The organism is Pseudomonas monsensis, from assembly GCF_014268495.2.
Classification (GTDB): Bacteria; Pseudomonadota; Gammaproteobacteria; order Pseudomonadales; family Pseudomonadaceae; genus Aquipseudomonas; species Aquipseudomonas monsensis.
On the sequence record NZ_CP077087.1, the window covers coordinates 4,037,530 to 4,063,136 of the forward strand.

Below are 25,607 nucleotides of genomic sequence, written 5' to 3' on the forward strand. Positions count from 1 at the left end.
CTCAAGCCCCTTCCCGCACCCGCCGCACCTGCACCAACAACGCCGGCGCAAAATGCAGCAGCACCATCCGCGCCAAGTGGTGAGTGAGGATAAACACCACATTCAAACCACCCGCAAACGCGACAATCGCAATCGTCTCGATCGCCCCCGGCATGTACGCCAGCCAGAGCGACAATGGATCGCTGCCCAACCATCGCGCCGCCACTTCAGCAAATGCCGCCGCGACGACGATCATCAGCCCGACCGAAACCAGCGCCGTGCGACCATGCAGCCCCAATTCCCTGATGCCCAAGCCTTGAAACCGTGAGCCGATGCGCACGCCGAGAATCAGCGCGGCCAGATTCAAGCTCCAGTCGGGCATGTGAAAACCGTGCAACCACCCTGCTTTTACAAAGACGGCGGTGATGATGATCGCCGTGAGCATGAAGGGCGCCGGCACGCCGATCACCAGCAGCAAGCGACCGAGCACGACGCTCAAGCCGATGACCGAGACAACCGTCAACGCCATGCCGGTGGTCAACGGAGCGCTTTCAACAGCAGCAATCGACACCGGCCCCGGAATCAAAAAACTCACCAGCACCGTGATCAGCAGTAACCGCATCAGGTGCACGATGATGACTTTGCTCGACGCCTTCTCCGACTCCAGCAAATCGAACACCGCCGCCAGTGCCCCCGGATACACTGCGAGCAGCGCATCCGTGCGATTCCACCCTGCGCCGCGCGTCAGCCACCAACCGGCCAGCGCAATCTGCACCGTCAAGCACAGCAGCAACACACCAAGGCTCGGCAACATGGTCGACGCCGTCGCACTGTCCCACGCCTCGAACATCAGCCCGGTGGCGATGCCCAGGGTGACCTGGATATAACCCAGCCCATAAGGCGTCGCGGGTGCGAAACCCGATTTTGTCACGAGCAGTGCCGTGACGAGGATCGAACCCAATAGCAAGCCATGCGGCACACCGAGGGATTGCAGCACCGCGCCAAAACCGGCGGCGATCAACAGACACAGAATCGTTTTCATGGTCGCCTTCCTGGCTATTCAAATGGCTTAAGCGCGCAACCGTCCAATCGCCCGCCGGTATTTTTCGATCCGCTCCAGATCCTCCCAGCTTGGCGAGGCGATCCGTGACAGGTCGCTGTTCTCTTCCAGGTCCGCCAGTTTCACCACCCGGCCGATCGGGTTCTGCGCCGCGCGCTCGACGAAATCCTCGTAGGACTCGCCTGGCACTTTGGTCACCGATGCAATCGCCGTCAGCACCTCTTCGCTGAAGCCTTCCTTGCGCAAGTCATCAAGACTGATTTCGCAATCCTCGACCACATCGTGCAGCACCGCGACGATGCGTTCCTCCAGCGAGGTCATGCGCAGCATCACCTTCAGCGGATGCAGAATGTACGGCGCCCCGCCCTTGTCCACCTGCCCCGCGTGTGCGGTGGCAGCGATGGCAATGGCGCGCTCGAGTGTTTGAGTCATAGGGGTTTCCTCGGGTTAAACGCCATACCGGCCGCCAACGTGGATATTGCGTTTGAGCCAGGCACCAATGGCCTTCAAGCGACCGACTGGCTTCGCTGGCTCGGCGTGACGCTTGAGAATCATCGACACCAATGTCACTTGATCCGCACCAGGATGCGCGTCGATCAACTCAGCGACCCAGGCACAATCAGACTTCTTCAAGTGCTCACGCCACTCACCGGGCCAGGCTTCCAGCTCATCCAGCGCCAACCAGCGCGCACCGCCCTGCCCACCATGCCCCCCGGCCGTCGATTGTTCGAAACAGAAAGGCGTGGCCGCTCGGGACAGGTCGATGTTGAAAATGTAGACGTCGTGGGTTGGGTGCTGCGACGTGGGGGCGTTGTTGCGGCTGCCGATTTCAATCATGGGCAATATTCCAATCCTTGGGCGCTAGATGTGTCCGATTGTTTCGCAGTCTACGCGAACAGCGCAAATCAAAAACCTGATGGAACCTCCTTCCCCTGCGCTATCTCGAAACCATAAGCGCCAATTCATTGATCAAAACCGGCGCCATTGAAGAGGAAACCCCGATGAACATTCGATTCCTGCTTCTGCTCGCCACCTTTTGCGTCATCCCCACCTGCGTCATGGCCGAAGGCTGCGACGTCGAAACCCGCTCCTCCAGCACCTCCGTGCCTACCGCTTCCGGCCACAGCTGCTACGAATACGAGGGCATGCCGGTCAATTCCATCGACTGGTCATGCAGCAACGAAAGCAAGGACATGATCAACGCCGTCAAGAAAAAGGTCCCGCAGTGCGATGACCACTATCAAGCCACCTGCATCGCCACCCTCACCCAGGAATCCCTGGCCAACCCGCACTCCACCAGCAAGGACAAAAACGCCAAAGCGTTGAACATTCCGGAGGGCGCGCAGGTGACCACGTATTACTACGGCGCGGAGAATCTGGGGCAGGCGAAGATTGATTGTGAAAGTGGCGGTGGGCATTGGAAGGCGAAGTGACGGTTGTTTAGGACACATAAAAAGGGACACCGCTGGGTGTCCCTTTTTCGTGCATCAACACATCCATTGTGGCGAGGGAGCTTGCTCCCGCTGGGCTGCGAAGCAGCCCCTGTACCAACATGCAAAGCCATGATTTGAGATTCGACCGAATTTGAAGTCTGAAAAACACGTAGGAAAACACACCTTGTGGCGAGGGGATTCATCCCCGATGGGCTGCGAAGCAGCCCCAAACCGGCGAGCTGAATTCTCCTGACACAACGTGGGCGCCGGATTACGACGACTGCGTCGCCGATCGGGGATAAATCCCCTCGCCACAAGGCCGGGTTTGCGTCCTACAGTTCGGTTGTGGGTGCGGGAATTGCTGCCTAGAGTGGGGCTGTCGCTGACCGCAGTTGGCGATGGGTTTCGCAGCCCTCAGAAGTGGCACACACCGCTAGATGACAACTGTGGCAAAATTCGCCGCCGTTTCGTTATATGGCGGCTGTGTGTGGGAGACCTTCGGGTCTGCCGGTTTGACTCTTCTCCGGTCTGCGAACCCGCATACAGCTGCCACCCCTTTGTTTCGCAGCAGAAAGGTGGCACTTCTTAATTATTTGAAGAGCAATCTTATGACGATCAAAAAACCGCTCCACCACTACGCCCACATGTCACACCCCGCCACCGACCACCCTGTCCTCCTGATCAACGCCGACGCCCCACTACGCGACCTCCACGCCTGCCTCGCCGAACGCCTAAACGCCGTCCTCAAATACCTCGACCTCATCGCCTGCACCAGCCTCCCCGACTACGCCGAACACGACATCAACACCATCACCAACATTGCCAGAATCATGGTGCAGGATGTGAGTGATGTGTTTCGGGTAATCGAGCAGCGAGGTTTCGACGCGCCAGCCTGATAACCAACACATTACCAAAGTGCCAACTTCATAAACGCCCGGTCATCCAATCAGCGATAACGTCGTTGGCACTTCGGAATAATCACCTCCTGTCTTCCGCGCCCCTTGTAAGACGCGTCTGAATATCATCAACAGCGGACCGACGCCTCACTGTTCCGGCTTTAGTTGACGGTTACTCTTCAAACAAGAGTATTCCGTTCAATAAAGCAGAGCATCCATGGCCAACCACAGTTACATGAGCATTACCGGAAACCTACAAGGACTGATCTCCGCCGGCTGTTCCGACACTAATTCTATCGGCAACAAGTGCCAAGTGGGTCACCTTGACGAAATAATGGTATTGGCCTACTCGCACAACATGATCACCGGCAATAACGGCGGCGTTACCGCTGACCGTGGCAAACACCTGCCGATCATGATCACCAAAAACATCGACAAATCCTCACCACTACTGGCCGCCGCACTTCATGAGCGTGAAGTGCTGGACTGCACAATCTTCTTCTACCGAACCTCCCCCGCTGGCACACAGGACAAGTACTTCAAAATCCACATAACCGGCGCAAAAATCGCACACATCAACCTTCAGGTTCCCCACGCCATTCACCTGAACGACGCCCAGCCGCAAGAGTTGGTGTCGTTTACTTATCGCGAAATCAGCTGGACACATATCCAGGCAGGCACGTGCGGTTTCAGCACTTGGGGAAATGACGGTGAATGAGGATTCGTGTGACATCAACGACGTTACCCGAGCTGCTTCCGATCTGGTCGCATTCGGGTGCCACATCGGCGCGACTCAGTTGTACGATAGCTTCAGCCAGCTCAAATTTGGCGAGATTGTCTCGTCTTATGCGAACGAGATTATTCGGGTGGTAGATGAAGGTGTTATTAGTGCCAAGCAGGGGTTGCAAGAGCTTAGGGAGGAACACGCTGAGTTATTGAACAAAGTATCTTTTTATGCTCAAAACGGTGTAGGTGTTGCAGCGGGGATGATGCAATTGCACATAGGTGCCATACAATTCTCCAGCAAAAGCCCACAAGGTATATTTGCAGGAGCACTCTATTCGGCGCACGGCATCAACAACATTCATGAAGGGGTAGTAAATATCTACAACGGCCCTGATGCTCAAAGCACAGTGGGTCCGATTCGTAAATTCTATCAATTAGTGACAAACGATACTCATATAGGAAACACTGCTTACTACAGCGTAGATCTAATTCTTTCGGGGTTTGGCATGCTGCAGCACGTGCGGAAACCAGGTTCAATAGAGCTATTCCATCATGACCCAATTAATTACGAGCGCGCTTACAACCAAACGGGGAATCTGGCTTTGGTATTTGAACTACTGATCGACAGCATAACAGTCAAAAACATAAGCGAAGAGATAGACTTTCGACAAAACAAATAAATCACCATTTTATCTTGAACTCCTCACTAGACATCATGTAAGCATAAACAGAAGCAAAGATCAAAAAACCTAACAACCTAAAAACAACTTCAGACAGACTCACCAGATCCTTAATTGTGTAATAAAAAACCTCCTCAACAAACAAGGCACAATTAAAGAGAATATACTGCCTCACCCATACAGGATACCGATCACTTCGGACATTTCGCCCTCGCAACTCAGCCAGCTGATCAGGAAAGCAGTAGCGAAAATTAACATACAGAAGCAATACGAAAATCAGACCACTTACAATTTCTTTTACATCCTTCAACACTAAAAACATCCCACTGAAAAAATTCACTTGCACTAACGCGCCAATACCACTCAAAGCAAAAGTCAATAAAAATAAAAATATTGTTTGAGTTATAAATCTTAACGTCACGACTTCACACGCCTCAAGAACGTTATATGACATCCTTTTATCATTGAGAGTGAAACAAGACATTTTTCCCGAATACTCATAATTCCACCACCACCTTCGCCCTAAAAAATCGCGCGTAGCAATGTAAACATGCCAGAAATCCCCTAACGTCATTAACCCTGCATCATCACGCACTCATTCAGAGCCTTCCTACAAATGAAAACCATCAAACCTACAAACCTTTCCTCGAATCAAAAAAAATCCGACGCCCTTCAACAAGGCGTCGGATTTTCTTACAGCGTATGGTTTTTACCTAGAGCATCAATCAGAAGTTAGCCGGCGTATTCGCACTAATAATCTCAGCCTCATCCGCCCCGATATTGCGGAACTTGTGCGGCAGCGTGGTAGGAAAGTAATACCCATCCCCCGCATTCAAAACACTCACCGAGCCATCCACGGTCAACTCAACAGTTCCCCGCGTCACCAACCCACACTCCTCACCTTCCGAGTGAACAATCGGCTCTTCCCCGGAACTCGCGCCCGGTGCGTATTGCTCGCGCAGCAGGCGCATCTGGCGGCTTGGGACGGAGGCGCCGATCAGCAGCAGGCGCAGGCCGTGGCGGCCGAGGTCGGGCTGTTCGTTGGCGCGGAACACGTATTGGTGTTCGCGTGGCGGTTGGTCGAAGGTGAAGAAGTCGGCCAGGGACATCGGGATGCCCTCGAGCAGTTTTTTCAGTGAACTGACTGAGGGACTGACGCGATTCTGTTCGATCAGGGAGATGGTGGCATTGGTCACGCCGCTACGCCGGGCCAGCTCGCGCTGGGAGAGTTTGTAGCTTTCGCGTACTAGTTTGAGTCGAGAACCCGTATCCATGACTGCCTTATGTGAGAACGACTTAAGGGCGATGGGGGTGGGTGGCGGGTGACGCGCCGAGGGCGCGGATCACGTTGCTCCCGTGTCCCGGAACCGTGAAAGGCGGCTATTAAATCACGTTTGTCGGTGTTGCTCAGCAGGTTCGATGGACGGTGGGGTAAAAGAGCCTGCTGGTGCTAATTGCGAAGTAAATGCAAAACCTGTGGGAGCTGGCTCGCCAGCGATTGGTGGCACATTCAACATCCCTTTTGCTGAAAGACCGCTATCGCTGGCAAGCCAGCTCCCACAGGTTTTGTGGTGTGTCAGCGGGAGTGAGGGTGGCTGCACTGGCAGGTCAAAAACCGGCGGGGCCTTGGGGGCCGCCGCCGGGGAGGTAACTTAGATGCCGAAACGGTCGCGCAACGAGTAGTAGACGGCGCCGAGGGCGGTCAGTGGTGCCGAGAAAGTGCGGCCGCCGAGCATGGGCATGTGCGGCAGCGATGCGAAGGCGTCGAAGCGTTCGGCGTCGCCGCGGATCATTTCCGAGATCAGTTTGCCGGCCAGGTGCGAGCAGGTGACGCCGTGACCGCTGTAGCCCTGCATGTAGTAGGCATTTTTCTCGATGCGGCCGAATTGCGGCATGCGCGACATGGTCAGCAGGAAGTTGCCGGTCCAGCGGTAGTCGATTTTCACATCCTTGAGCTGCGGGAAGGTTTTGAGGATCTTCGGCCGGATCAGGGTTTCGATGTCGTCCGGTTCACGCGCGCCGTAAACCACACCGCCGCCGTACAGCAGACGGTTGTCGGCCGTCAGGCGGTAGTAATCCAGCAGGTAATTGCAGTCTTCGACACAGTAGTTGTTGGTGATCAGGCTGCGCGCCTGTTTCTCGGTCAACGGCTCGGTGACGACGATCTGCGAGCCGCATGGCATGCTTTTCGCGGTCACGCGGTTGTCGAGGCCTTGCGGCAGGTAGGCGTTGCCGGCGATCAGCAGGTACTTGGCGCGCACCTGGCCTTTGGCGGTACGCACGACATTCGGTTCGCCGTATTTGATTTCGACGGCAGCCGATTGCTCGTAGATTTTGCCGCCCAGACGCACGATGGCTGCGGCTTCACCGAGGGCCAGGTTCAGCGGATGCACGTGACCGCCCTGCATGTCGAGCAGGCCACCGACGTAGGCGTCGGAGCCGACTTCGCGACGAATGTCCGCGGCGTCGAGCATCTTCAGATTGCGGTTGCCGTAGCGTTCCCAATTGCGCTTCTGCTCGGCCAGACCGTTGAGTTGTTTCTTGTTCATCGCTGCGAAAATGCCGCCCGGGCGGTAGTCGCATTTGATGTCGTATTCCTTGATCCGCGAACGGATGATGTCGGCGCCTTCGAAGATCATGCTGCCGAGAATTTCTGCGGTCTTTTCGCCGTAGCGCTCTTCGATCACATCGACGTCGCGGCTGTAGGAGTTGACCAGTTGCCCGCCGTTGCGGCCACTGGCGCCATAGCCGACTTTCGCCGCTTCGAGCACGGTCACTTTATAGCCCGCTTCACTCAGGAACAGCGCCGAGGACAGGCCGGTGTAGCCGGCGCCGATAATGCAGACGTCGCACTCGACCGATTCTTCAAGGGTCGGGAAGTCGATGACTTCGTTGCGGGTGGCGGCGTAGTAGCTGTTGACGTGTTGTTGCTTCATTTTATTGTTCTCCGAGGGTCGCCCATTGAAGGCGACCACCGCTGTAGAAAATCAGAGCTTGATCCAGGTCGCTTTCAGCTCGGTGTACTTGTCGAACGCGTGCAGCGATTTGTCGCGACCGTTGCCCGACTGTTTGAAACCACCGAACGGCGCAGTCATGTCGCCGCCGTCGTACTGGTTGACCCACACGCTGCCGGCCCGCAGGCCACGGGCGAAGGTGTGCGCCTTGCTCAGGTTGCTGGTCCAGACGCCGGCGGCGAGGCCGAAGATGCTGTCGTTGGCGATCTGCAGCGCTTCTTCAACGGTGTCGAAGGTGATCAGCGACAGCACCGGGCCGAAGATTTCTTCGCGGGCGATGGTCATCGCGTTGGTCACGCCGTCGAAGATCGCCGGTTGCACATAGAGGCCGCCGGTTTCTTCGAGGGTGCGCTGGCCGCCGGCAATCAGCTCGGCGCCCTGCTCGCGACCGATGCTGATGTAGCGCAGCACGTTGTCCAGTTGACGCTGATCGACCACGGCGCCGACGGTGGTTGCCGGGTCGAGGGCGTGACCGGGTTTCCATGCTTGCAGCGCTTCCACCAGCAGCGGAATGAATTGCTCGCGAATCGAACGCTCGACCAGCAGACGCGAACCGGCGGTGCACACTTCGCCCTGGTTGAACGCGATGGCGCCGGCCGCCGCCTGGGCTGCTGCGCGCAAGTCCGGGGCGTCGGCAAACACCACGTTCGGGCTCTTGCCACCGGCTTCGAGCCAGACGCGCTTCATGTTGCTTTGCCCGGCATAAATCATCAGTTGCTTGGCAATCGCCGTGGAGCCGGTGAAGGCCAGCACATCGACGTCCATGTGCAGCGCCAGCGCCTTGCCGACGGTGTGGCCGAAGCCCGGCAGGACGTTGAACACGCCTTTCGGAATGCCGGCATCCAGCGCGAGTTGCGCGATGCGGATCGCGGTCAGTGGCGACTTTTCCGAAGGCTTGAGGATGAACGAGTTACCGGCGGCCAGGGCCGGGGCGAATTTCCAGCTGGCCATGATCAGCGGGAAGTTCCACGGCACGATCGCGGCGACTACGCCGGACGGCTCGCGGGTCACCAGACCGAGCTGGTCGTGCGGCGTGGCAGCGACTTCGTCGTAGATTTTGTCGATGGCCTCGGCGCTCCAGCGGATCGCGTTGGCGGTCGCCGGGATGTCGATGCTCATCGAGTCGCTGATCGGTTTGCCCATGTCGAGGGTTTCCAGCAGCGCCAGTTCTTCCTGGTGTTGCAGGATCAGATCGGCGAAGCGAATCAGGATACGCTTGCGTTCGGCCGGAGCCTTGTTGGCCCACACGCCGGAGTTGAACGATTGACGTGCGACTTCGACGGCGAGGTTGGCGTCGGCTTCGTCGGTGCTGGCCACGGAGGCGAGGAAACGGCCGTCGACGGGGCTCAGGCATTCGAAGGTGGCGCCGCTGATTGCCGGGCGGTATTCACCGTTGATGAAGGCGCGGGATTCGATGGTCAGGGACTGGAAGCGCTGTTCCCAGTCGTTGCGGGTTGTGGTCATTGTTGTGGCTCGACAAGGGGGGGATTGGGGGTGTCGGGGTGTTGTGTCTGGCTTGAGATGGCTGCCCTCACCCTAGCCCTCTCCCGGAGGTAGAGGGGACCGATTGGGGGTTGCTTGGAATCTTCGCCGACCTGAAAAATCTTTGCCGAATCCATAATCGACTCGATCGTTCAGGTCGCTGACTATCTCAATACAACCCGGTCAGTCCCCTCTCCCTCCGGGAGAGGGTCAGGGTGAGGGGCTCTTCGGCTTTTAAAGGCCCGAACCCATCACACCGTATGCAGATACCAGTTGTACTCAAGGTCGGAGATCGAGTTCTCGAACTCGGCCAGCTCGCTTTCTTTACAAGCGACGAACACGTCGATGTACAGCGGGTCGATGTAGCGGGCCATGACTTCGCTGTCGTCCAGTTCGCGCAGTGCATCGCGCAGGTTGTTCGGCAGGCTCTGTTCGTTCTGCTCGTAGCTGTTGCCTTCGACCGGCGAGCCCGGCTCGATTTCATTGGTCAGGCCGTGGTGAATCCCGGCCAGCACTGACGCCATCAGCAGGTACGGGTTGGCGTCGGCACCGGCGACCCGATGCTCGATACGCACGGCGTCCGGCGAACCGGTTGGCACGCGCACGGCCACGGTGCGGTTGTCGATGCCCCAGCTCGGCGAGTTCGGTACGTAGAACTGCGCGCCGAAACGACGGTACGAATTGACGTTCGGGCAGAGGAAAGCCATTTGCGCAGGCAGGGTCTCCAGCACACCGCCGATCGCGTGTCGCAGCGCGGCGTTCTGCTCGGGATCCTCGCTGGCAAAGATGTTGTTGCCTTCTTTGTCCAGAATCGAAATGTGCACATGCAGACCGTTACCCGCCTGGCCCGGATAAGGCTTGGCCATGAAGGTGGTGTCCATTTCGTGGTCGTAGGCGATGTTCTTCACCAGACGCTTGAGCAGGACCGCGTAATCGCACGCCTTGATCGGGTCGGAGACATGATGCAGGTTGACTTCGAATTGCGCCGGGGCGCTTTCCTTGACGATGGCGTCAGCCGGGATGCCCTGCTCTTTCGCGCCTTCAAGGATGTCTTGCAGGCAGTCGACGTATTCGTCGAGGTCGTCGATCAGGTACACCTGAGTCGACACCGGACGCTTGCCGGACACCGGCGAACGTGGCGACTGCGGACGGCCGTTCACGTTGTCCTGGTCGATCAGGTAAAACTCCAGTTCGAACGCGGCGCAGATGGTCAGGCCCATCTCATCGAACTTGCGCACGACGTTGGCCAGCACTTCTCGCGGATCGGCGAAGAACGGCTCGCCTTCCAGTTCGTGCATGGTCATCAACAGTTGTGCGGTCGGGCGCTTCTGCCACGGCTCGATGCTCAGGGTGCCCGGGATCGGGTAGCAGATGCGGTCAGCGTCGCCGATGTCCAGGCCCAGACCGGTGCTTTCCACCGTGGAGCCATTAATGTCGAGAGCGAAGAGCGAGGCCGGCAGGTTGATGCCTTTCTCGTAAACCTTGTGAAGACTGGTGCGTTCGATGCGCTTGCCGCGCACCACACCGTTCATATCCGCAATCAGAAGGTCGACGTACAAAACCTCAGGATATTTCTTAAGGAATGCGTTTGCTTCGTTGAGTTGAACGGTACGCAGAGGGACCGACATGATGCACCTATTTAGCTGTTAATTATTATGTTCACTGCTGTTTCGCCGAGCCAGTCAATCCGAAAGGCAAAGTGAAGTCAATAGCGAACACCTGGCCGTTCAGCGTTTATTTTTCGGGCCTTTTTTAACACTCACGTCCCAACGCAGGCGCCACAAGGCCGGAATTCATGAAGATTTGATGAGCTGCGTTTAGAATTTTTTACATGGCAGTTGTTAATTAAAATCAACGAGGCTAAGCTCCGGAAAAGCTCGTTCAAGTGTCAAACTTCGAGGTGAATAAAAATGGCATTCAAGCCATTGATCGGCGTTACTGCGTGCGTCAAACAGATTGGCCTGCACCCCTATCACATCAGCGGCGACAAGTACGTACGTGCTGTCAGCGTTGGCGCTCAGGGGCTTCCAGTGGTCATTCCCTCCCTTGGCAACCTGACTGAAATCGAAGACCTGCTCGGTCAACTCGACGGTCTGCTGCTGACCGGCTCGCCCTCGAATGTGGAGCCCTTCCACTATCACGGCCCGGCCAGCGCCCCCGGCACGGATCACGATCCGGCGCGGGACGCCACCACCCTTCCTTTATTGCGTGCAGCCATCGCGGCGGGCGTTCCGGTGCTCGGCATTTGCCGCGGCTTCCAGGAAATGAACGTGGCGTTCGGCGGCAGCCTGCACCAGAAAGTGCACGAGTTGCCGGGCATGCTCGATCACCGCGAAGCCGACAGTCCGGATGTCGCCGTGCAATACGCACCGGCCCATGCCGTGACAGCACTCGGCGGTGGTGTGTTCGAAGCGCTGGGATTGCCGGGCGAGTTCCAGGTCAACTCGATTCACAGCCAGGGCATCGACCGCCTCGCCCCCGGCCTGCGTGCCGAAGCCGTGGCGCCGGATGGCCTGATCGAGGCGATCTCGGTCGAGCACAGCCCGACTTTCGCCCTCGGCGTGCAATGGCATCCGGAATGGCAAGTGCTGGACAACCCGCCGTACCTGAAGATTTTCCAGGCGTTCGGTGAGGCTAGCCGGCAACGGGCGGCGCGACGCAACCAGCGCTGACTCAACCCAAGAATACGTAACGATTTACTGCCCCCTCGGAAGTCGGGTGTGCCTGCGCACATCCGTCATTCGTGAACAACAACATCCGTAATAACAACAAGTACGACCCAGGCAGCCAGGACGGCGGCGCCGAACAAGCCGGATCGGTAAGTGCAATACCTGTCAGAACAATGCAAAACCCTGTGGGAGCTGGCTTGCCAGCGATGAGGCCGTCACCTTCAACATTAATGGTGACTGACCCACCGCCATCGCTGGCAAGCCAGCTCCCACAGGGGGATGTGATCCGACCGGGAATGCACCTGCAGGCTTGCAATCCACTTAAGCCCGGCCGCGTTGGCCGAGCGAACGAAACCTGTTGGGAGTTTCACATGGCAAACGCCTCCAGCACTTACAGGAAGGCACTTGAAGGTCATCAGCAACCGAAAAAGGTTCTGGTGAAAGTCGACCGTGTCACCAAGAAGTTCGACGAAACCACCGCTGTGGACGATGTGTCCCTGGAGATCCATCAGGGCGAAATCTTTGCCCTGCTCGGCGGCTCCGGTTCGGGCAAATCGACCCTGCTGCGCATGCTCGCCGGTTTCGAGCGCCCGACTGAAGGGCGGATTCTGCTCGACGGTGTGGACATCACCGACATGCCGCCATACGAGCGGCCGATCAACATGATGTTCCAGTCCTACGCGCTGTTCCCGCACATGACCGTGGCGCAGAACATTGCCTTCGGCCTGAAGCAGGACCGTTTGCCCGCCAGCGAAATCGACGCCCGCGTCGAAGAGATGCTGCGCCTGGTGCACATGACCCAATACGCCAAACGCAAACCCCATCAGTTATCCGGCGGCCAACGTCAGCGCGTCGCCCTCGCCCGCTCGCTGGCCAAGCGTCCGAAGCTGTTGCTGCTCGACGAACCGATGGGCGCGCTGGATAAAAAGCTGCGTTCGCAAATGCAGCTTGAACTGGTCGAGATCATCGAGCGCGTCGGCGTGACCTGCGTGATGGTGACCCACGACCAGGAAGAAGCCATGACCATGGCCGAGCGCATCGCAATCATGCACCTGGGCTGGATCGCCCAGATCGGCAGCCCGGTCGACATCTATGAAGCACCGGTCAGCCGCATGGTCTGCGAGTTCATCGGCAACGTGAACGCCTTCGACGGCACCGTGGTAGAGGACCTTGAAGGTCACGCGATCATTCACAGCCCGGACTTGCAGCAGAAGATCTACGTCGGTCACGGGGTCAGCACCTCGGTGCAGGACAAGTCGATCACCTACGCGATTCGCCCGGAAAAAATGCTCGTCAGCACCACCCAACCGGAGTTCCGCTACAACTGGTCCGAAGGCAAGGTGCATGACATCGCCTACCTCGGCGGTCACTCGGTGTTCTACGTCGAATTACCCGGCGGCAAAATCGTCCAGTCGTTCATGGCCAACGCCGAACGCCGTGGCGCGCGCCCGACCTGGGACGACAAGGTCTACGTCTGGTGGGAAGACGACAGCGGCGTGGTACTGCGCTCATGAGAACCTTCAATCAGCAATGCCTGCGCCTGGTGCCCAGCGGGCGCAAGTTCGTCATCGGCATCCCGTTCATCTGGCTGTTCCTGTTCTTCATGCTGCCGTTCTTCCTGGTGATGAAGATCAGCTTCTCGGAGGCCGCGCTGTCGATCCCGCCGTACTCGGAGATCTACACCTACGCCGAACAGAAATTCCAGCTGATGCTCAACATCGGCAACTACACCATGCTCGGCGAAGACGAGCTGTACCTGTCGGCCTACCTCGGTTCGCTGAAGGTCGCAGCGCTGAGCACATTGATGTGCCTGGTGATCGGTTTCCCGATGGCCTACGCCATCACCAAGGCGAGCAAGGAAGCGCAAAACGTCCTGCTGCTGTTGATCATGATGCCGACCTGGACCGCGATCCTGATCCGCGTTTATGCGTGGATGGGCATCCTCAGCAACAACGGTTTGCTCAACAGTTTCCTGATGTGGACTGGCCTGACCGATCACCCGATCGAGATCCTCAACACCAACACCGCGGTGTATATCGGTGTGGTTTACGCCTACCTGCCGTTCATGGTGTTGCCGCTGTACGCCAACCTGGTGAAGCACGACGGCAGCCTGCTGGAAGCAGCGTCGGACCTGGGTTCGAGCAACTTCAACAACTTCTGGAAAATCACCGTACCGCTGGCCAAGAACGGGATCATCGCCGGCTGCATGCTGGTGTTCATTCCGGTGGTCGGCGAGTTCGTGATTCCGGAACTGCTGGGTGGCCCGGAGACGCTGATGATCGGTCGCGTGCTGTGGCAAGAGTTCTTCAATAACCGCGACTGGCCGGTGGCGTCTGCACTGGCGGTGGTGATGCTGTTGATCCTGATTGTGCCGATTCTGCTGTTCAACCGCAGCCAGGCCAAAGAGATGGAGGCACGGGGATGAAACGCTTCGGTTTTTCCAAGTTCATGTTGATCTTCGGCCTGATGTTCATTTATCTGCCGATGCTGATCCTGGTGATCTACTCGTTCAACGCCTCGAAACTGGTGACGGTGTGGGGTGGCTGGTCGGTGAAGTGGTACGTCGGGCTGCTCGACAACACGCAACTGATGGGCTCGGTGGTGCGCTCGCTGGAAATCGCCTGCTACACCGCGATTGCCGCCGTTGCACTGGGCACCCTCGCCGCTTTTGTGCTGACTCGTGTGACGCGCTTCAAGGGCCGCACCCTGTTCGGTGGCCTGGTCACCGCGCCGCTGGTGATGCCTGAGGTGATCACCGGTCTGTCGCTGTTGCTGCTGTTCGTGGCGATGGCGCAATTGATCGGCTGGCCGCAGGAGCGTGGCATTGTCACCATCTGGATCGCCCACACCACGTTTTGTGCAGCCTATGTGGCAGTGGTAGTCTCCGCCCGCCTGCGGGAACTGGATCTGTCGATCGAAGAAGCCGCGATGGATCTCGGCGCCAAGCCGTTCAAGGTGTTTTTCCTGATCACCATTCCGATGATTGCGCCGTCGCTGGCGGCGGGCGGCATGATGTCGTTTGCCCTGTCGCTGGATGACCTGGTGCTGGCGAGCTTCGTCTCCGGCCCGGGCTCGACGACACTGCCGATGGAAGTGTTCTCGGCGGTGCGTCTCGGCGTGAAGCCTGAGATCAACGCCGTGGCCAGTCTGATTCTGCTGGCGGTGTCGCTGGTGACCTTCCTCGTCTGGTACTTCGGCCGCAAGGCAGAAGCCAATCGCAAGAAAGCGATTCAGGAAGCGATGGATCAGACGGCGAATGAGTCGTGGCAACCTCAGCGCGCCGCCACAACTGCCTGACGGCTTGATGGAGATCCATTGTGGTGAGGGGATTTATCCCCGATGGGCTGCGAAGCAGCCCTAAGCCAGGCACTTGCGGTATACCAGGAACACCGCATGCACTGGTTTTGCGACTGCTTCGCAGCCGATCGGGGATAAATCCCCTCGCCACAGAAGCTCTCTCCCAAAGTTCTATGTACACCCGGTTTGTGTTTTTGAATAAAAAGAATGGAGTTTCACCGATGAAAATGTTTGGCAGGACTCTGCTGACACTGTCCTTAATGGGCGCAATGGTCATGGGCGCCCAGGCCAACGACAAGGTGCTGCGTGTTTACAACTGGTCCGATTACATTGCGCCGGACACCGTCAAGAAGTTCGAAGACGAGACCGGCATCCGCGTGACCTATGACGTCTTCGACAGCAACGAAACCCTTGAGGCGCGTTTGCTGGCGGGCAAATCCGGTTACGACATCGTCGTGCCGTCCAACAGTTTTCTGGCCAAGCAGATCAAGGCCGGCGTCTATCAGACCCTGGACAAATCGAAGCTGCCGAACTGGAAGAATCTCAACCCGGTGCTGCTGAAAAACGCCGCCGCCAGTGATCCGGACAACGCCCACGCGTTCCCGTACATGTGGGGCTCGATCGGCATCGGCTTCAACCCGGCCAAGGTCAAGGAAGTGCTCGGTGCCAATGCCCCGACCAACTCCTGGGACTTGCTGTTCAAGCCGGAAAACGCTGAAAAGCTGAAGGCCTGCGGCATCAGTTTCCTCGACTCGCCGACCGAAATGCTCCCGGCCGCCCTGCACTACCTGGGCTATCCGGTGAACGACAAGGACAAGGCGCACATCCTCGAAGCCGAAGCGCTGTTCATGAAGATCCGCCCGTCTGTGGCGTACTTCCATTCCTCCAAGTACATCTCGGACCTGGCCAACGGCAACATCTGCGTGGCGGTCGGTTACTCCGGTGACGTGCTGCAGGCCAAGGCCCGTGCGGTGGAATCGGGCAACAACGTGGTGATCGACTACAGCATTCCCAAGGAAGGCGCCGGCAGCTTCTACGACATGGTCGCCATCCCGCGGGATGCGGCGAACGTCGAGAACGCCTACCTGTTCATGGATTTCCTGATGCGTCCGGAGATCATCGCCGAAATCACCAACAGCAACGGCTACAGCAACGCCAACTCGGCGGCGACGCCACTGGTAGACGAAGCGATCCGCAACGATCCGGGTTCGTACCCGTCGCAAGCGGTGATGGCGACGCTGTATGCGGTACCGGATCAACCGATTGCCACGCAACGGATCATGACCCGTGGCTGGACCCGGGTGAAACTCGGCAAGTAAGCCTGCGGAGTCGGGATTCCAACAACACTGATGAATTGGTGGGAGCTGGCTTGCCAGCGATGACGGTGGGTCAGGCAAAGGTGATGCAGGATGTGCTGGCCCCATCGCTGGCAAGCCAGCTCCCACAGGGTTTTGAGATCACATTCGGACAGTGCCAGGCCCAGGATTTTCTTAGCTTAAGTAATTCAATGATTTCCCGTTCACGCAGCGCCTTACCACCGCTGCACCCTGCAATGAACGGCCTCACCTGGCTTCCTCGGTTCAGGTGAATTTCAGGCGCCCACGGGCGCCTTTTTTTGTGGTTCAGATCAGCGGCCAGTCCTGCAGGATCCGGTAGCGGCCCTTGTGCGACTCGAACAAGGCGAAGCGTTCGGCGCGCAGGAAAAACGCCGGCGGCGTGGCGGATTCCGGCTCTGGTGCACGGTAGTCTCGGGCCAGGGTCAGATGCGGCCGAAATTCGCGTGGCGTCTCTTCAAAACCGAATGGCAACATCGCCTGTTCCAGCGCATAAACCAAGCGCAACAACGCCGGCGGTGCCTGTTCGGGCGCCAGTGACAACACCCCGGCGCGATGCCAGACCTGCAGACGATCCAGGGAAATCTTCAAGATTTCCTTCGGCGTGTTGACCTTGCCGGCGGCTTCGCAGACTTCGTTGATTTGCGCCAAGGGCACCGCACCGAGAAACAGCAGGGTCAAGTGAAAGTTATCTGCCGGTACCGGTTTGCCGGCTCGCAGGCCCAGCTCGCTGCGCCACTGAGCGATAGCCTTGCGCTGCGCCGGCGGGCAGTCCAGGGCAAAAAACAGCCGCTTGAACGGTTCATCCCTGCGCGTGTCATCGGTCATCGTCCTGCCCCTTCGCTCGTGGTCATCGGCCAGGATTCTACACGGCCTGAGCAGCCGACTCGCGACACCGGGCTATAGTTCAAGGATTGCCATCAACCGGAGGCCGCCATGCGCGAGGTCCTCAGCAAAGAACCGTGGTGGGCCCGCCCACCGAATCCCGGGCAGGATGAAGCCGAGCTGGAATGGGGTTGGCTGGTGCATTACAGCGAGGGTGAACCGCGTTTCGAGTTTGTCCGCGAACGTCCGACCGACGAAGAAATTCGTCAGCGTAAAAGCTGCCGCATCACCCCCGCCACGGAGTGAACAGCACACCAGTGGCAGTGGGCTTGTTCGCGAAGGCGTCGTGTCAGTCGACCTCGTTGTTATCTGACGCAGCACTTTCGCGAGCAAGCCCGCTCCTACCTGTCCAATTGCGTATTTGAGATGAAACGCATGCCGCAATGGCAATGGTGCAGGCCTCAGGATTCGAGGAGGTCGATGAAGCCGCCATAGATCATGCGCTGCCCGTCAAACGGCATCGGGTTCACGTCGGGTTTCATGCGTGGGTCCTCCATCATTTTCGCCATGCCGGCGTTGCGGGTGGCTTTGTCCGGCCAGATCAGCCAGCCGGACACCACGGTTTCATCCTCCTTGAGTTTCACCGCCATCGGGAACGACGTGACCTTGCCGTCCGGCACGTCATCGCCCCAGCATTCGACGACACTCAGGGCGCCGTATTCCTTGAACAATTTAGCGGCGATGACGCAGTGTTTTTTGTATTGCTCGCGATTGGCGGTCGGTACGGGGGCCACAAAGATGTCGATGTATGCCATGGTCATTCTCCTTGCACGTTGGGTTCGATCTGCTGATTGGTCGATTGCGGCGGCTGCCAGTCGACACGATTGCCCCCCAACCCGACCGACGGCTCATCAGTGCCGCCCAGATTGCGCTCGACTTGCCCAGCCATGTGCAGCGTGCCGGCCATGACGCCGGTGGTCGGGTTCTGCACCAGTTTCAGCCACGCCTTGTCGAAGGTATTGCCCAGACTGCTGCGAATCAGCGCCTCGCTGTCGGGACGGTCATTGGCCTGCAGGATGGCGCGAATGCCCGCCACTCCGACGGAGATCATGGCCCCCGCCAGTTTCCCCGCCGCTGCCGCCACCGCACTCGCGGCGCCGCGCGGGGCCATTTCCGCTTCCATGCGCTGGCTGGCGCGTTTGGCCACGGGCGCCATGCCCGCGTCGGTCGAGGCAATCCCTTTGGACCCGCCGTCGGTGTGGATCTTGTCGATCAGCGCCGCATAGGCCGGTAGCGTGTTCAACGGTTCGGTGCTGACCACCTGATACAGCGAAGCATCCCGCGCCGGCGGCGGACCGAGGGCAATCGCCGGGATCTTCTGCAACCGCCCGTTGAGCTGCGCAACCGGCACGCCATGACGCCGGGCGATGAGCGGCATCTGCTGCGCCATCAGTTGCGCATAGAACGCCGTGGCCTGGCCGAGGATCGCGTCCGGATCAATCTCGACCGCCACCGGCGCCAGCACTCTTTCCTGATATTGCTCAAGCAGATACGCCGCCAGGCGCTTGGCCGAGGCGTCCTGCTCGCCACCGGCGCTGAGGGTGTACCAGCTGACCTTCATCGACAGCCATTCCTGAGTCCAATAGCTGCTGAACCACGGGATGAAATTTTCTTCAGTTTGCTGATAGACGCGAGTACGCCAATGTTCCATCGAACCACGGGCGAAAACCTTGACTTGCTCGGTGGACTGCTGCGAGGCGCTGACGATTTCACGGTCGATCTGCTGCCAGGTGGCCGGCGACACCACGATGGCCTGTGGCGCTGTCACCGGGGCCCGCGCCGATGTGGCACAGCCAGCCAGCAGAAACAGTGCGGCAACCACCAGCGCGCGCAGGTCCACGGTGGGGTTTTCCTTGAGATGAGTGGGAGGCAGATTTGAGTATAGGTGGGTCAGTCGGGCCTGATGCTGGATGCACCGACCTCATCGCCCGCCCGAAACCCGAACCATCAACGCCATCAATACTCACCATTGCGACGATTGCCTTCCCCCCGCCGCCCTTCAAAGGCACGATCCACCCATCCGAGACACAACGAGGAGTTCACATCATGATTCACACCATCGTCACACTCTCCGTGAGTTTCCCGGTGTTCGGCAGCAACTATTACGCTCAGCACGCGGTGTCGCACAAAGCCCGGGCGCTGGTGTTCAACGAAGATTTCGAAGACCTGCTGATGCCTGCTGCCAGCAATCATTTCAGCAATGAAGTGGTCGGTTTCAACGATCAGTTCCGTTTTCTGAGCGACATTCTCGCCACCCATTTGCTGGATCTCGAGGCCTCGCTGCCTGCGCGATCCCGCGTCCAGGCGAGCGCTCACTTTTAATCGCAGCACGCACAAAAAAGCCCACTGGCCGTTTCGGCGCAGTGGGCTTTTTCACATCGGCCTTACGGAGATCAGCGCTTCCAGCAGTCGGCGTAACGTGAGCAGACGTTGTACTGGGCATCCATCTTGGCCATGCGCTCGAGATGGCGTCCGACGGTTTCAACCACCACGCCTTTTGACGACTGGAAGTAGTACATGATCATGTCGGTCTCCATTTCGTTCGGCGCGGCGTTAACTTGTTTACCGTCCGAGCCTTTGAGCCTAGACCAATCTTTCAGGCGCTTGTCATCGACACTGCGCAAACGCTGGCGATACTCGTCGCTGGCGCGCTTGATCGCCTCGTCGGCATTACTGGCGTTCTCGGTATCGAACTGCACCAGATTCTGGCGGTACAGCGTCCAGTAATCGTCCGGCAGGGCAATGTTCATTTTGGCCTTGCGCTCACTGATCAGCGAATCGAGCTTTTCCGGGGTAAACGTCGTCGGCTTCGTTGCGCCAGACTTCATCACCACAAAGAGGCTGCCATTGACGATGCGGTCGATCATGGCCGTGCGTTCCGGGGTGTCCGGCAGCAACGCCGGCGGTTTCGGGAAGATCGCATTGCGCCCGGCGCAGGCCGCCAGTCCTTCGCGTTTGATCGCAACCGGTGTGCGTACATCCTTGCCGTCGATACGCTGCACACGCTGCATCAGCGTCGAGCAGTGACGCCCCTTGAGGTCGAGGGTCAGTTCGTACTCCGTGCCACGCTGCGGCTTGAAGGTGAAACCGGACCCGCACACCGCATACCCGACCTGAGTGTTGACCTTCAGGTACATGTCCTTTTCCGGCGGCAGTTTGATTTCCAGATAGCCTCTGGCCTTTTCCGGCGGGGCCACCGACATGCCGACCCGACGCTGGCTGTCGGCGATGAACAGATTGTTGATGATGCCGGTGGTCTGCCCGTCGCAATGCTCGGCATCGTAATAGTCCACCGTCGCGTTATCGGTATTGGCAACAAAGCGCAGCTTGGCGGCATCGGGATCGGCAGCATCCTGATAGGTGCCCATCTGCGTGCAGCCTGACAGCAAAAGCGCCGACAGAACGGCACCGACAACAACGGGTGAGCGACGCAACGAACAAGCGACAGACATGATCATCCTTGAGGGGAAGGGGCAAAAAAACGCCGATGCTACTGAATTGCCATCATTGCGTCCAGCCCTTCCCGTCGCACGATTCCAGCCTCTTGCGGAGCGCGGGATTCAGTCAGTCATCATCCCGATCGCGGTAGTAGCGACGGCCATCACGGCGGTCGTCATCCCGGTCATCCCAGCGCCGGTCATGATCGTAATAACGCTCATGATCGCGGTCGTAGTGCCGGCCATGGCGGTGACCCTCATCAAAATCCGCCACACACCCGCCCAGCAAAACGGCGGCAGTCACAGTCAGCAGCATCGTTGTCACACGCTTCATTCAACACTTCCCTAAAACCAAGGTCTTGACGACGGAATCGGCCAACGCTGCCCTTGCCTTCAGGACGCGGTGCGCGCAGCCGCAGATAAGACCGGGTAAAACGCCGATGATTCACTGGCCAGCGATGGACGCGACCATGGGCCTGGCATTCGCGGCGACGGGGATTTTCTATCCGATGTCCGGCACCTTGCTTGGTTGGCTCGGGGTGGCGTTGACCGGTTCGGACACGGCCTCCAACGTGCTGTTTGGCGGGCTGCAGCGGGTCACATCGGAACAGCTCGGCATCAGTCCGGTGTTGATGGCGTTTGTGAGAGTCTGCTCGCGAAGGCGCTGTGTGATTCAGCCAACAGGCTGACTGATCCGACACTGTCGAGAGCAAGCTCCCTCCCCTGTGGGCGCTGAGTCGCGCAGCAGACTCATGAGCTCTGCGCATAACTCTATAGCGAAAATCCGCAAAAACCTTTTCCCCTCCGTGCAGGTCATTTCAAGAACGAGACCGGCAAGCATGCCGGCGCGCCCGATTGAGCCTTCAATCCCTGCCGTCCTGATTAAGCCAGAGAGGAATCGAAGCATGACGATTTCCCGACGAAGATTCCTGATCCTCGGCGCGGTGACCGCCACCGCGTTTGCAATGCCGCCTTTCATTAGCCTCAAGGCCTACGCGGCCAGTCTGGAGCAACCGGCCATGGCCAAAGTAACCCTCAACGTCAACGGTAAACCTCAAGCCCTTGAGGTCGACAACCGCACCACGCTGCTCGATGCGCTGCGCGAACACCTGCACCTGACCGGCAGCAAAAAAGGCTGCGACCACGGCCAGTGCGGCGCCTGTACCGTTATCGCCGATGGCCGCCGCATCAATGCCTGCCTGACCCTGGCAGTGATGCACGAAAACAGCGAGATCACCACCATCGAAGGCCTTGGCATGCCCGACAGCCTGCACCCGATGCAAGCCGCGTTCATCAAGCACGACGGCTACCAGTGCGGTTACTGCACGCCAGGGCAGATCTGCTCGGCGGTGGCGGTGCTCAAGGAGATTCGCGAGGGCATTCCCAGCCACGTCAGCCCCAGCCTGACCGAAGCGCCGCATCTGATCGCCAGTGAATTCCAGGAGCGCATGAGCGGCAATATCTGCCGTTGCGGCGCCTACTCCAACATCATCGATGCCATCACTGAAGTCGCGCAGGTGCCCGCATGAGACCGTTCAATTACAGCCGCGCCGATTCCCCTGCCGCAGCCGCAGCGCTGGCGGCACAGGTCGAAGGCGCGAAGTTCATCGCCGGCGGCACCAACCTGCTCGACCTGATGAAACTCGACATCGAAACCCCGTTGCATCTGATCGACGTCAACCACTTGGGCCTGGATCAAATCGAAGCCACGCCCGACGGCGGACTGCGCATCGGTGCCCTGGTGCGCAACACCGACCTGGCCGCCGACCACCGCGTGCGTAACGACTACGCCCTGCTCTCCCGCGCCTTGCTCGCCGGTGCCTCCGGCCAATTGCGCAACATGGCCAGCACCGCCGGCAACCTGCTGCAACGCACACGTTGCCCGTACTTCTATGACGTCAATCAGGCCTGCAACAAGCGTCAGCCCGGCAGCGGTTGCGCGGCGATTGGCGGGGTCAGTCGGCAACTGGGATTGATCGGTGTCAGCGACGCCTGCATCGCCACCCACCCCAGCGACATGGCGATTGCCATGCGCGCACTCGACGCGCAGGTGGAAACGGTGAAGCCGGACGGCACCATCCGCAGCATCGCCATCGCCGATTTCCATCAGCTCCCGGGTAACACACCGAACGTCGAAACCAGCCTCAGCCCCGGCGAGTTCATCACTTCGGTGACGCTGCCCGCCCCGGTCGGTGGTACGCACCTTTATCACAAGGTGCGCGATCGCTCGTCGTACGCCTTTGCCCTGGTGTCGGTCGGGCTGATTCTGCACAAGGATGGCAGCGGTCGTGTCGCGGTCGGCGGTGTCGCGCCGAAACCTTGGCGGGTCGAAGCGGCCGAAGCGCTGCTGCCCAACGGTGCAAAAGCGGTCAGTGAGCGCCTGCTCGACGGCGCCACGCCGACCCGCGACAACCAATTCAAACTGACCCTGGTCGAGCGCACGCTCGGCTCGGTGTTGGCGCAAGCGAGGGAAGACGCATGAAATTCGACACGCCCGCCACCACCAACCCGATCGACCAGTTGAAGGTCGTCGGCAAACCCACCGACCGCATCGAAGGCCCGCTGAAAACCAGCGGCCAGGCGCCGTATGCCTACGAGCAACACGAGGCCGTGGCCAATCAGGCTTACGGTTTCATGGTCGGTTCGGCGATTGCCAAGGGTCGGATCACCCACATTGATCTGGACGCCGCCAAAGCCGCGCCCGGCGTGCTGGCCATTGTCACCGCCGCCAACGCCGGCAAGCTCGGCAAAGGCAAATACAACGCGGCGCCGCTGCTCGCCGGTCCCGAGGTGCAGCACTATCACCAGGCTGTGGCACTGGTGGTCGCCGAAACCTTCGAGCAGGCTCGCGCCGCCGCGCAACGGGTCAAGGTCGATTACGTCGCGGACAAAGGCCAGTTCGATCTGGCCAACGTGCGCGACCAGGGTGTCGAAGACAAAGACGAATTGCCCGACGTCACCCATGGCGACTTCGACACGGCCTTTGCCGCCGCCCCGGTGCAGTTCGACCAGACCTACACCACCCCCGATCAATCCCACGCGATGATGGAGCCGCACGCCACACTCGCGGCGTGGAAAGGCGATCAACTGACCCTGTGGACGTCGAACCAGATGATCGCCTGGAGTGTCGACGACGTTGCCACCACCCTCGGTTTGTCCCAAGAGAAAGTCCGCCTGATTTCGCCCTACATTGGCGGCGGCTTCGGCGGCAAATTATTCATCCGCGCCGACGCGATCCTCGCCGCCCTCGGCGCGCGCATGGCCGGCAGACCGGTGAAAGTCGCCATCGCCCGCCCGCAAATGGCCAACAACACCACCCACCGCCCGGCCACCATCCAGCGCATTCGCCTGGGTGCCACGGCCGACGGCAAGCTCAGCGCCATTGCCCACGAAGGCTGGTCGGGCAACCTCAAGGACGGCAAGGTCGAAGTCGCGGCGCAGCCGAGTCAGTTGCTCTATGCGGCCGAAAACCGCCGGGTGACCATGCGTCGGGCACCGCTGGATCTGCCCGAGGGCAATTCCATGCGTGCGCCGGGTGAAGCCCCAGGCCTGATGGCTCTGGAGATCGCCATGGACGAGATGGCCGAGCAGCTCAAGCTCGATCCGGTTCAGTTCCGCATCCTCAACGACACCCAGGTCGATCCGGTGAAAACCGAGCGTCCGTTCTCCCAGCGACGCCTGATCGAATGCCTGCAGACCGGCGCCGAAACATTCGGCTGGAATCAACGCGCTGCCACCCCCGGCAGCCGCCGCGAAGGCCGTTGGCTGATCGGCATGGGCGTCGCCGCAGCGTTCCGCAACAACCTGCTGCTCAAGTCCGGCGCACGGGTGCGTCTGGAACGTGATGGCAAGGTCACGGTGGAAACCGACATGACCGACATCGGCACTGGCAGCTATACGATCATCGCGCAGACGGCGGCCGAGATGATGGGGGTGGCATTAGAAGATGTCGTGGTGCGTCTGGGCGATTCGGATTTTCCGGTGTCGTCCGGTTCCGGCGGACAATTTGGCGGCAACTGCTCGACGGCCGGGGTGTATGCCGCGTGCATGAAGTTGCGTGAAGCTGTCGCTGGCAAGTTGGGCATGGCAGCGGATCAGGCAGCGTTCGTCGACGGCCAGGTGAGCGTCGGCAGCAAGCGCGTGCCATTGCGCGATGCCGCGCGCGATGGTGTGGTGGTGGCTGAGGACAGTATCGAATTCGGCGACCTGGACAAGCAGTATCAGCAGTCGACCTTCGGTGCGCATTTCGTCGAAGTGGCGGTGGATGCCGCCACCGGTGAAGTGCGTGTGCGACGCATGCTCGCGGTGTGTGCCGCCGGGCGCATCCTCAACCCGAAAGCAGCGCGCAGCCAGGTGATCGGGGCGATGACCATGGGCGTCGGTGCGGCGTTGATGGAGGAGCTGGCGGTGGACAAGAAGCTCGGTTTCTTCGTCAACCATGATCTGGCCGGATATGAAGTGCCGGTGCACGCCGACATTCCGCATCAGGAGGTGATCTTCCTTGACGAGACCGATCCGCTTTCGTCGCCGATGAAGGCCAAGGGTGTAGGTGAGCTGGGGATTTGCGGGGTGAGCGCGGCGGTGGCCAATGCGATCTACAACGCCACCGGAGCACGGGTGCGCGATTATCCGATCACCCTGGACAAAATTCTCTCGTCCTTGCCCGAGATGATCTGAAAGCCCCTCACCCTGGCCCTCTCCCAAAGGGAGAGGAT

Annotated in this window: 27 protein-coding genes and 1 pseudogene; 15 read left to right on the top strand and 13 right to left on the bottom strand. The window is 59.3% G+C overall.

The genetic code is table 11. From position 1 onward, the window contains the following. Position 1 precedes the first annotated feature (1 nt). Genes HV782_RS17665 through HV782_RS17675 form a run of 3 tightly spaced genes read right to left on the bottom strand, consistent with a single transcriptional unit; the run spans position 2 to position 1,876 of the window. Positions 2-1,021 (bottom strand): AbrB family transcriptional regulator, encoded by a 1,020-nt coding sequence (locus HV782_RS17665; RefSeq protein ID WP_186744204.1) that lies wholly within the window; start codon positions 1,019-1,021, stop codon positions 2-4. Positions 1,022-1,048: 27 nt separating this feature from the next. Continuing rightward, positions 1,049-1,471, bottom strand: coding sequence for an HD domain-containing protein (locus tag HV782_RS17670; RefSeq protein WP_186744206.1), 423 nt, complete (start codon positions 1,469-1,471; stop codon positions 1,049-1,051). 15 nt (positions 1,472-1,486) lie between these two features. Continuing rightward, complete coding sequence (locus tag HV782_RS17675) at positions 1,487-1,876, bottom strand: hypothetical protein (protein ID WP_123450523.1); 390 nt, start codon at positions 1,874-1,876, stop codon at positions 1,487-1,489. A 164-nt stretch (positions 1,877-2,040) separates the two neighbouring features. Between HV782_RS17675 and HV782_RS17680 the strand changes: the two genes are divergently transcribed. From HV782_RS17680 to HV782_RS17695, 4 genes are all read left to right on the top strand, one after another. Next, entirely contained in the window at positions 2,041-2,472 is a 432-nt protein-coding gene (locus tag HV782_RS17680; RefSeq protein WP_186744208.1) for a hypothetical protein, read from the top strand. Between the two features lie 608 nt (positions 2,473-3,080). Next, on the top strand, positions 3,081-3,368 hold the full coding sequence (locus HV782_RS17685) for a fructose-bisphosphate aldolase (protein WP_186744210.1): 288 nt from the start codon (positions 3,081-3,083) through the stop codon (positions 3,366-3,368). A 217-nt stretch (positions 3,369-3,585) separates the two neighbouring features. After that, on the top strand, positions 3,586-4,086 hold the full coding sequence (locus HV782_RS17690) for an Hcp family type VI secretion system effector (protein WP_128614145.1): 501 nt from the start codon (positions 3,586-3,588) through the stop codon (positions 4,084-4,086). Continuing rightward, the gene (locus HV782_RS17695; protein WP_186744212.1) at positions 4,073-4,774 is read left to right on the top strand and encodes a DUF4225 domain-containing protein; all 702 of its coding nucleotides are present in this window, start codon (positions 4,073-4,075) and stop codon (positions 4,772-4,774) included. The genes HV782_RS17690 and HV782_RS17695 overlap by 14 nt, the downstream gene beginning before the upstream one ends. Position 4,775: 1 nt before the next feature. Here HV782_RS17695 and HV782_RS17700 read toward each other — a convergent pair whose 3' ends face one another. The 5 genes from HV782_RS17700 to HV782_RS17720 form a co-directional block, all read right to left on the bottom strand. Next, on the bottom strand, positions 4,776-5,369 hold the full coding sequence (locus tag HV782_RS17700) for a hypothetical protein (protein WP_186744214.1): 594 nt from the start codon (positions 5,367-5,369) through the stop codon (positions 4,776-4,778). 130 nt (positions 5,370-5,499) lie between these two features. Beyond that, positions 5,500-6,048 carry a cupin domain-containing protein gene (locus HV782_RS17705; protein ID WP_042558757.1) on the bottom strand — a complete coding sequence of 183 codons (549 nt, stop codon included), beginning with the start codon at positions 6,046-6,048 and terminating at the stop codon, positions 5,500-5,502. Between the two features lie 378 nt (positions 6,049-6,426). Beyond that, positions 6,427-7,710 (bottom strand): NAD(P)/FAD-dependent oxidoreductase, encoded by a 1,284-nt coding sequence (locus HV782_RS17710; protein WP_186744216.1) that lies wholly within the window; start codon positions 7,708-7,710, stop codon positions 6,427-6,429. A 51-nt stretch (positions 7,711-7,761) separates the two neighbouring features. Continuing rightward, entirely contained in the window at positions 7,762-9,252 is a 1,491-nt protein-coding gene (locus tag HV782_RS17715) for an aldehyde dehydrogenase (RefSeq protein WP_103370534.1), read from the bottom strand. Positions 9,253-9,521: 269 nt separating this feature from the next. Further along, positions 9,522-10,898, bottom strand: a complete 1,377-nt coding sequence (locus HV782_RS17720; protein WP_128614797.1) for a glutamine synthetase family protein — start codon at positions 10,896-10,898, stop codon at positions 9,522-9,524. A 282-nt stretch (positions 10,899-11,180) separates the two neighbouring features. On the opposite strand from HV782_RS17720, the gene HV782_RS17725 reads away from it, so the two are divergent. From HV782_RS17725 to HV782_RS17745, 5 genes are all read left to right on the top strand, one after another. Then, positions 11,181-11,942: a gamma-glutamyl-gamma-aminobutyrate hydrolase family protein gene (locus HV782_RS17725; protein ID WP_186744218.1), complete on the top strand. Its 762-nt coding sequence runs from the start codon at positions 11,181-11,183 to the stop codon at positions 11,940-11,942. 368 nt (positions 11,943-12,310) lie between these two features. After that, a complete protein-coding gene (gene potA / locus HV782_RS17730) occupies positions 12,311-13,453 on the top strand; it encodes a polyamine ABC transporter ATP-binding protein (RefSeq protein WP_095136575.1) in 1,143 nt (380 codons plus the stop codon). 29 nt (positions 13,454-13,482) lie between these two features. Continuing rightward, positions 13,483-14,364: an ABC transporter permease subunit gene (locus tag HV782_RS17735; RefSeq protein ID WP_185015766.1), complete on the top strand. Its 882-nt coding sequence runs from the start codon at positions 13,483-13,485 to the stop codon at positions 14,362-14,364. Then, positions 14,361-15,236 (top strand): ABC transporter permease subunit, encoded by an 876-nt coding sequence (locus HV782_RS17740; RefSeq protein ID WP_186744220.1) that lies wholly within the window; start codon positions 14,361-14,363, stop codon positions 15,234-15,236. The genes HV782_RS17735 and HV782_RS17740 overlap by 4 nt, the downstream gene beginning before the upstream one ends. A gap of 221 nt (positions 15,237-15,457) precedes the next feature. Continuing rightward, the gene (locus HV782_RS17745; RefSeq protein WP_123462679.1) at positions 15,458-16,555 is read left to right on the top strand and encodes a polyamine ABC transporter substrate-binding protein; all 1,098 of its coding nucleotides are present in this window, start codon (positions 15,458-15,460) and stop codon (positions 16,553-16,555) included. 303 nt (positions 16,556-16,858) lie between these two features. On the opposite strand, the gene thpR is transcribed toward HV782_RS17745, so the two are convergent. Continuing rightward, entirely contained in the window at positions 16,859-17,398 is a 540-nt protein-coding gene (gene thpR, locus HV782_RS17750; RefSeq protein ID WP_186744222.1) for an RNA 2',3'-cyclic phosphodiesterase, read from the bottom strand. A gap of 108 nt (positions 17,399-17,506) precedes the next feature. Between thpR and HV782_RS17755 the strand changes: the two genes are divergently transcribed. After that, a complete protein-coding gene (locus tag HV782_RS17755) occupies positions 17,507-17,701 on the top strand; it encodes a hypothetical protein (RefSeq protein ID WP_186744224.1) in 195 nt (64 codons plus the stop codon). A gap of 155 nt (positions 17,702-17,856) precedes the next feature. On the opposite strand, the gene HV782_RS17760 is transcribed toward HV782_RS17755, so the two are convergent. Together HV782_RS17760 and HV782_RS17765 are read right to left on the bottom strand one after the other, a co-directional pair. After that, positions 17,857-18,210, bottom strand: coding sequence for a DUF1428 domain-containing protein (locus HV782_RS17760; protein ID WP_123462673.1), 354 nt, complete (start codon positions 18,208-18,210; stop codon positions 17,857-17,859). Positions 18,211-18,212: 2 nt separating this feature from the next. After that, the gene (locus tag HV782_RS17765; RefSeq protein WP_186744226.1) at positions 18,213-19,295 is read right to left on the bottom strand and encodes a hypothetical protein; all 1,083 of its coding nucleotides are present in this window, start codon (positions 19,293-19,295) and stop codon (positions 18,213-18,215) included. Positions 19,296-19,501: 206 nt separating this feature from the next. Here HV782_RS17765 and HV782_RS17770 point away from each other — a divergent pair, with 206 nt between their 5' ends. Continuing rightward, positions 19,502-19,777 (top strand): hypothetical protein, encoded by a 276-nt coding sequence (locus HV782_RS17770; RefSeq protein ID WP_123462668.1) that lies wholly within the window; start codon positions 19,502-19,504, stop codon positions 19,775-19,777. A 71-nt stretch (positions 19,778-19,848) separates the two neighbouring features. Here HV782_RS17770 and HV782_RS17775 read toward each other — a convergent pair whose 3' ends face one another. Then, entirely contained in the window at positions 19,849-20,907 is a 1,059-nt protein-coding gene (locus tag HV782_RS17775; RefSeq protein ID WP_225931026.1) for a hypothetical protein, read from the bottom strand. 112 nt (positions 20,908-21,019) lie between these two features. After that, the gene (locus HV782_RS17780; protein ID WP_123462665.1) at positions 21,020-21,226 is read right to left on the bottom strand and encodes a hypothetical protein; all 207 of its coding nucleotides are present in this window, start codon (positions 21,224-21,226) and stop codon (positions 21,020-21,022) included. Positions 21,227-21,251: 25 nt separating this feature from the next. Here HV782_RS17780 and HV782_RS17785 point away from each other — a divergent pair. The 4 genes and pseudogenes from HV782_RS17785 to paoC form a co-directional block, all read left to right on the top strand. Continuing rightward, positions 21,252-21,530, top strand: a pseudogene (locus HV782_RS17785) (L-lactate permease); the annotation flags it as partial. A gap of 201 nt (positions 21,531-21,731) precedes the next feature. Further along, positions 21,732-22,421: an aldehyde dehydrogenase iron-sulfur subunit PaoA gene (gene paoA, locus HV782_RS17790; protein ID WP_264082471.1), complete on the top strand. Its 690-nt coding sequence runs from the start codon at positions 21,732-21,734 to the stop codon at positions 22,419-22,421. Then, on the top strand, positions 22,418-23,374 hold the full coding sequence (locus tag HV782_RS17795) for an FAD binding domain-containing protein (RefSeq protein ID WP_186744230.1): 957 nt from the start codon (positions 22,418-22,420) through the stop codon (positions 23,372-23,374). The genes paoA and HV782_RS17795 overlap by 4 nt, the downstream gene beginning before the upstream one ends. Then, positions 23,371-25,569 (top strand): aldehyde oxidoreductase molybdenum-binding subunit PaoC, encoded by a 2,199-nt coding sequence (gene paoC / locus HV782_RS17800; RefSeq protein ID WP_186744232.1) that lies wholly within the window; start codon positions 23,371-23,373, stop codon positions 25,567-25,569. The genes HV782_RS17795 and paoC overlap by 4 nt, the downstream gene beginning before the upstream one ends. The last annotated feature ends 38 nt before the right edge of the window (positions 25,570-25,607 follow it).

What these genes read in the sequence shown, in the direction of transcription:
- HV782_RS17740 (WP_186744220.1), top strand. Translation starts at nt 14,361, where the DNA reads ATGAAACGCTTCGGTTTTTCCAAGTTCATGTTGATCTTCGGCCTGATG.
- HV782_RS17670 (WP_186744206.1), bottom strand. Translation starts at nt 1,471, where the DNA reads ATGACTCAAACACTCGAGCGCGCCATTGCCATCGCTGCCACCGCACAC.
- HV782_RS17685 (WP_186744210.1), top strand. Translation starts at nt 3,081, where the DNA reads ATGACGATCAAAAAACCGCTCCACCACTACGCCCACATGTCACACCCC.
- HV782_RS17680 (WP_186744208.1), top strand. Translation starts at nt 2,041, where the DNA reads ATGAACATTCGATTCCTGCTTCTGCTCGCCACCTTTTGCGTCATCCCC.
- thpR (WP_186744222.1), bottom strand. Translation starts at nt 17,398, where the DNA reads ATGACCGATGACACGCGCAGGGATGAACCGTTCAAGCGGCTGTTTTTT.
- HV782_RS17710 (WP_186744216.1), bottom strand. Translation starts at nt 7,710, where the DNA reads ATGAAGCAACAACACGTCAACAGCTACTACGCCGCCACCCGCAACGAA.
- HV782_RS17780 (WP_123462665.1), bottom strand. Translation starts at nt 21,226, where the DNA reads ATGAAGCGTGTGACAACGATGCTGCTGACTGTGACTGCCGCCGTTTTG.
- HV782_RS17665 (WP_186744204.1), bottom strand. Translation starts at nt 1,021, where the DNA reads ATGAAAACGATTCTGTGTCTGTTGATCGCCGCCGGTTTTGGCGCGGTG.
- potA (WP_095136575.1), top strand. Translation starts at nt 12,311, where the DNA reads ATGGCAAACGCCTCCAGCACTTACAGGAAGGCACTTGAAGGTCATCAG.
- HV782_RS17715 (WP_103370534.1), bottom strand. Translation starts at nt 9,252, where the DNA reads ATGACCACAACCCGCAACGACTGGGAACAGCGCTTCCAGTCCCTGACC.
- HV782_RS17770 (WP_123462668.1), top strand. Translation starts at nt 19,502, where the DNA reads ATGATTCACACCATCGTCACACTCTCCGTGAGTTTCCCGGTGTTCGGC.
- paoC (WP_186744232.1), top strand. Translation starts at nt 23,371, where the DNA reads ATGAAATTCGACACGCCCGCCACCACCAACCCGATCGACCAGTTGAAG.
- HV782_RS17760 (WP_123462673.1), bottom strand. Translation starts at nt 18,210, where the DNA reads ATGGCATACATCGACATCTTTGTGGCCCCCGTACCGACCGCCAATCGC.
- HV782_RS17675 (WP_123450523.1), bottom strand. Translation starts at nt 1,876, where the DNA reads ATGATTGAAATCGGCAGCCGCAACAACGCCCCCACGTCGCAGCACCCA.
- HV782_RS17755 (WP_186744224.1), top strand. Translation starts at nt 17,507, where the DNA reads ATGCGCGAGGTCCTCAGCAAAGAACCGTGGTGGGCCCGCCCACCGAAT.
- paoA (WP_264082471.1), top strand. Translation starts at nt 21,732, where the DNA reads ATGCCGGCGCGCCCGATTGAGCCTTCAATCCCTGCCGTCCTGATTAAG.
- HV782_RS17725 (WP_186744218.1), top strand. Translation starts at nt 11,181, where the DNA reads ATGGCATTCAAGCCATTGATCGGCGTTACTGCGTGCGTCAAACAGATT.
- HV782_RS17690 (WP_128614145.1), top strand. Translation starts at nt 3,586, where the DNA reads ATGGCCAACCACAGTTACATGAGCATTACCGGAAACCTACAAGGACTG.
- HV782_RS17745 (WP_123462679.1), top strand. Translation starts at nt 15,458, where the DNA reads ATGAAAATGTTTGGCAGGACTCTGCTGACACTGTCCTTAATGGGCGCA.
- HV782_RS17795 (WP_186744230.1), top strand. Translation starts at nt 22,418, where the DNA reads ATGAGACCGTTCAATTACAGCCGCGCCGATTCCCCTGCCGCAGCCGCA.
- HV782_RS17705 (WP_042558757.1), bottom strand. Translation starts at nt 6,048, where the DNA reads ATGGATACGGGTTCTCGACTCAAACTAGTACGCGAAAGCTACAAACTC.
- HV782_RS17695 (WP_186744212.1), top strand. Translation starts at nt 4,073, where the DNA reads ATGACGGTGAATGAGGATTCGTGTGACATCAACGACGTTACCCGAGCT.
- HV782_RS17720 (WP_128614797.1), bottom strand. Translation starts at nt 10,898, where the DNA reads ATGTCGGTCCCTCTGCGTACCGTTCAACTCAACGAAGCAAACGCATTC.
- HV782_RS17775 (WP_225931026.1), bottom strand. Translation starts at nt 20,907, where the DNA reads ATGTCTGTCGCTTGTTCGTTGCGTCGCTCACCCGTTGTTGTCGGTGCC.